The 4,444-nt window shown below is 42.1% G+C and carries 8 protein-coding genes; 6 read left to right on the top strand and 2 right to left on the bottom strand.

Annotated features, from left to right (window positions below; genetic code table 11):
• Positions 1–66: 66 nt before the first annotated feature.
• The gene (locus EKM80_RS14435) at positions 67–267 is read right to left on the bottom strand and encodes a DUF536 domain-containing protein (protein WP_225361824.1); all 201 of its coding nucleotides are present in this window, start codon (positions 265–267) and stop codon (positions 67–69) included.
• A 19-nt stretch (positions 268–286) separates the two neighbouring features.
• Between EKM80_RS14435 and EKM80_RS15215 the strand changes: the two genes are divergently transcribed.
• The 6 genes from EKM80_RS15215 (at position 287) to EKM80_RS14410 (ending at position 4,185) form a co-directional block, all read left to right on the top strand.
• Positions 287–613, top strand: a complete 327-nt coding sequence (locus EKM80_RS15215; protein ID WP_263853753.1) for a TetR/AcrR family transcriptional regulator — start codon at positions 287–289, stop codon at positions 611–613.
• Positions 614–632: 19 nt separating this feature from the next.
• Complete coding sequence (locus EKM80_RS15155) at positions 633–761, top strand: hypothetical protein (protein WP_257788172.1); 129 nt, start codon at positions 633–635, stop codon at positions 759–761.
• Positions 762–818: 57 nt separating this feature from the next.
• Positions 819–1,523, top strand: coding sequence for an NUDIX hydrolase (locus EKM80_RS14425; RefSeq protein WP_046872111.1), 705 nt, complete (start codon positions 819–821; stop codon positions 1,521–1,523).
• Between the two features lie 115 nt (positions 1,524–1,638).
• Positions 1,639–3,078, top strand: a complete 1,440-nt coding sequence (locus EKM80_RS14420) for a nicotinate phosphoribosyltransferase (protein WP_125554359.1) — start codon at positions 1,639–1,641, stop codon at positions 3,076–3,078.
• 1 nt (position 3,079) lies between these two features.
• Positions 3,080–3,628, top strand: a complete 549-nt coding sequence (locus EKM80_RS14415; RefSeq protein ID WP_125554357.1) for a cysteine hydrolase family protein — start codon at positions 3,080–3,082, stop codon at positions 3,626–3,628.
• A gap of 317 nt (positions 3,629–3,945) precedes the next feature.
• Complete coding sequence (locus tag EKM80_RS14410; protein WP_225418902.1) at positions 3,946–4,185, top strand: hypothetical protein; 240 nt, start codon at positions 3,946–3,948, stop codon at positions 4,183–4,185.
• Between the two features lie 94 nt (positions 4,186–4,279).
• Here the strand turns inward: EKM80_RS14410 and EKM80_RS14400 are convergent.
• On the bottom strand, positions 4,280–4,444 hold a 165-nt coding region (locus EKM80_RS14400), incomplete at its 5' end, for a helix-turn-helix domain-containing protein (protein WP_164509591.1).

Genomic DNA, 4,444 nt, shown 5'->3' with positions numbered 1-4,444 from the left:
CATAAGGGAAGGCATTCCCTATTTCTATACAATTCAGAAATCTTTTATGCATTTATACAAGATATTTTACGCTCTCTCAGATTCGGTTTGTTGAGGTAATGATGGTTGTGATTGTTTGTGTGTAGTTAAATCTAATTGTTGTGCTTGATCGGCAATCCTATTAGTCGTTGCAATCTGTTCGTCCTTAACCTCTAACTGCTGTTTAAGTAGCTCAATAAAAGCTGATTGTTCTTTGGTTTGAGCCTGTAAAAAATTATTAACCGTCAAACCGTACCAAGAAATTTTCGTGATCGATATTAGTAACCAAGCCCATATTTCCCGGCGGACTTTTTACCGGAATTTCAAAAGCAAAGACGATGTGATTAATCAGTATGTTATTTCCTTACTAAAGAAATACACTGATTGGATCTTGCAAGTTAACCCCCAAACCTATAAAGAAGTCATCGATGACTTCTTTACTTACTGGCCAGCTCACTCAGCTAAATTGGCTTTGTTAGTTAAAGCTGGTTTAAGCTATAAGATCTTAGATAATGCTAACCAAACGATGCCGGTTTTTCTTTCGGCGTTTCCATCTCCGCCACCCCAGTGTTGCTTGACACGTCGATGTCACTAACGATACCAAAGTTGAATATATGACCCGCATTGCCGTCGGTATTTTCTGGAATACTTTTTGCTTATGGTTAGCCCAGCCGACGTCGATCACCATTCAAAATTTAGCAATCCTCGTCAAACATGATTTAAAGCAACTGGGCAATTACTAGTGGCCGAGAAATGCTAAAATAGAGTTGAGTTAACAATTATGAAGGGAGGAGCGTCAATTGGATAGTGAAATTATTGCCCGGCCATTGGTGACCATCACCAACGTCATTTGGAGTTTTAATACTGAATTACACCGACCACAATTACTATTGATTAAGCGGGCAGATGAACCTCTAAAGGGACATTGGGCCCTCCCCGAAACCCTCTTGCGGAGTAAAGAGAGTGCCGACGCGGCCTGCATTCGTCTAATTGACGATAAAATTGGCCTGCAAGTTCCGATGAATTCAACCGAACAACTGGCCACCTTTACAGATTCCAAGCGGGTTACGGGAACTCGGGCACTGGCACTCGCCTATATGACCTATTTACCATCAACCCCAAAATTGCATCCAGGGTATGGGGCCACAGATGCCCAATGGTTCGTGCTTGATAAAGATCAGGGCAACTATGTGATCACCCATGACCAACAGGAGATTATCCTAAGTCCCGCCGGTCACCTGGTCTTTGATCATATTCAAATCATTACCACCGCCATTAATCGGATTAAAAACAAGCTGGACTATCAACCCCAAATTCTTCGGATCTTAGGTAATACCTTTACCCTGCGCCAAGCGCGCGAAGTCTTTGCGGCTTTCTTAGGTACGACAATTGACAAGATTGATAATTCCAACTTTAAGAAAACTCACAACCACCTCTTCAAAGAAGTCGGGGCCGCCACTTTGAACCATTCTGGGCGGCCACCAAAGCTCTACCAACTTAACTAAAGGGCATCATTTGCATTTTGCTGCAAAGTATTTATACTAGACGTAAATAAAAGTTAACCATACTTTTATTTTTAGCCAAATTAAAGTAATTTTTACTTAAAAGGAAGTATTTAAGATGAATCTACAACTATTAACCGACTTATATGAATTTTCCATGGCCAATGGGTACTACGCTACCCTACCCCATGATCGACAAGCTCGCTTCGACGTCTTTTACCGCCGGGTTCCCGACAACGGTAGTTTTGTCATTGTCGCTGGTCTCCAGCAAGTGGTAGAACAAGTTCAAAATTGGCATTTCACTAAGGAGAATATTGAATACCTGACCTCCCTGAATGAATTTACTCCCGAGTTTTTGGATTACCTGAGCAAGATTAAAAATCACTGCTCGATTAAGGCTTTACCAGAAGGAACCCCTGTTTTCCCACGGGAACCAATTATTTCAATTAGTGGACCGTTGATTGAAGCCCAGCTGTTAGAAACCTTTATTCTAAACATCATTAACCATCAATCATTAATTGCGACGAAGTCTTGGCAAATCAACCATGCCGCTCAAGGCCGACCAATTATGGAATTTGGCGCGCGGCGGGCGCAAGGCCCTGATGCCGCCACGTATGGGGCGCGAGCCGCGGTGATCGGCGGTTGTACCAGCACGTCGAACTTACAAGCAGCCAGTAAATTTAATATTCCCGCGGCCGGCACAATGGCACATGCCTGGGTCGAAAGCTTCTCTGATGAATTAAGTGCCTTTCAAGCTTGGGCCAAGGTTTATCCTGACAAAGTTTCCTTGCTCGTTGATACTTATGATGTCTTGAAGTCAGGAGTGCCGAACGCGATTCGGGTCTTCAAGCAAGTTAGCGCTCAAGGGCACCAACCAGTCGGGATCCGGATAGATTCCGGTGACATTTCGCAATTAGCCATCAAAGCCCGGAAGATGCTCGATGATGCTGGCTTCCCCAAGGCAAAGATTACAGCTTCAAATGCCCTTGATGCGCATGTAGTTAAGTCGTTGTTGGATGAAGGAGCTCCAATTGATAACTTTGGGATTGGGGAACGTTTAATTACCAGTTCCTCCAGTCCGGTATTAAGTGGCGTTTATAAGCTCGCCGAAGAAAAGATTAATGATCAATGGATCCCAAAAATTAAGGTTAGTGATAGCAGAGAAAAGATCACCCTGCCTGGTAATAAGCAAGTTTACCGGATTTACCGGCAAGATAACCTTCATCAAGCGATCGCCGATGTGATTGCCCTGGCTGATGAGCACATCACGGCTCCATTGAGAGTGGTTAATGCTAATTCGGCAGCCACGCACGCCAGCCAAGTTCTGACTAACTTTAATGCTAAGCCATTGATGCAAGAATATCTGGGTTCCAATGCTTCCCCAATCGAAAATGATCTCTTTAAGATTCAGCAATTCTCAATGGATCAAGTAGCAGAATTACCAGAAGCCACAAAACGGTTAGTTAACCCCGATCGGTACCCAGTTTACTTAACAGCTACATTGGCTGAATTGCAAGAACAGTTAATTACTAAAGCTCAATTTACGGAGGAACATTAAGATGGCTAAAGCGCTCTTAATTATTGACTATACAAACGACTTTGTGGCTGATAAGGGATCACTAACGGTTGGCAAGCCAGCGCAGACGTTGGCCCCAGAAATTATGCGGTTAGCCGATCAATTCTTAAGCCAGCATGATTATGTGATCTTTCCCACTGATGGTCACCGGCTTAATGACCCATTCAATCCAGAAACCAAACTATATCCGGCCCATAATATTATTGGGACGACCGGTCAGAAACTATACGGCCAAGTCGGCAGCTGGTTTGATCGACATCATGACGATTCCCATGTCTACAAATTCAATAAGAACCGTTACTCCTCCTTCCAAAACACCAATTTGGATAACTACCTGCGGGAACGGCGGATTGATGAAGTCTGGATTGCTGGTGTCTGCACTAATATTTGTGTCCTCCACACCGCAATCAGTGCCTACAACCTGGATTACCACATTGTGATTCCACAAGCAGCCGTGGCCACGTTCTCACCAGCTGGTGCTGAATGGGCGATGAATCATTTTAAAAACGTATTAGGGGCCACAATTCGATAATTCACTTTCAAATGATTATCAAAAAAACCACGAATTAATTACAAAAAATTCCCTTTGCTAAATGCATTGGGAATTTTTCTTTTGGCGTTACCTTTCTAGGGTAAAAGGTAACATTTTATTTTCAAATACAATCTTGAAAATAAAATTTAATGGTTATTAGGAAATGTGTTCCTAATGCCCTCGGCAGAGCTCCCTAGTCAAAATGGGGTTACTCCATTTTGACTAGGGAGCTAGTAAATTGGATATCTTATCCACTTTACTGTACTGCAAACATGTTATAATTACTTGTAAGATAATAACTTACGGAGGCATAAAAGATGGCAATAAAATGTACCGTAACAACTGACTTACAAGCGAAAGATACTAATGGATATTCCGGCATTCAGAAGCATGTTGAACATGATGAAAAGATTAATCACAGTAATCAAGATATTGTGTTTAATGAAACGCAGTTCAACGTGTACGATGAATCGAAAGCTACTAAGCATGCAATCGAAGAATGGAACAACAAACACTTCCAGAACTATGTTGAGCACAGTTGTTTGCATTCCGATTAATAAATGATACCACTCTAACATGATTCCCATCATTTTCTCAAAATAGTTTTGCTGCTCATAAAAAACGGTTTTTAATTTATCTAACATATAAATCTCATCTTTTTATATTAAACTTTTTGCGATATCTGATAAAGGTCGTCCGTTTAATCCCGGTATTTCGAGTCACATCAATGTCACTCATGCCTGCCTGGTAAAGCTTAAAAGCATGTTGCAAGCGGGGATCGTCTTGGGTGTATTGGGGTTTGCGCCCATGATATTT

It is taken from the genome of Loigolactobacillus jiayinensis (assembly GCF_003946445.1).
In the GTDB taxonomy this organism is placed as follows: domain Bacteria; phylum Bacillota; class Bacilli; order Lactobacillales; family Lactobacillaceae; genus Loigolactobacillus; species Loigolactobacillus jiayinensis.
This window is presented reverse-complemented; position numbering and strand designations above follow the sequence as displayed.

Coding starts and splice junctions, on each gene's coding strand:
- EKM80_RS14420 (WP_125554359.1), top strand. CDS start 1,639: ATGAATCTACAACTATTAACCGACTTATATGAATTTTCCATGGCCAAT.
- EKM80_RS15155 (WP_257788172.1), top strand. CDS start 633: ATGACCCGCATTGCCGTCGGTATTTTCTGGAATACTTTTTGCTTATGG.
- EKM80_RS14415 (WP_125554357.1), top strand. CDS start 3,080: ATGGCTAAAGCGCTCTTAATTATTGACTATACAAACGACTTTGTGGCT.
- EKM80_RS14410 (WP_225418902.1), top strand. CDS start 3,946: ATGGCAATAAAATGTACCGTAACAACTGACTTACAAGCGAAAGATACT.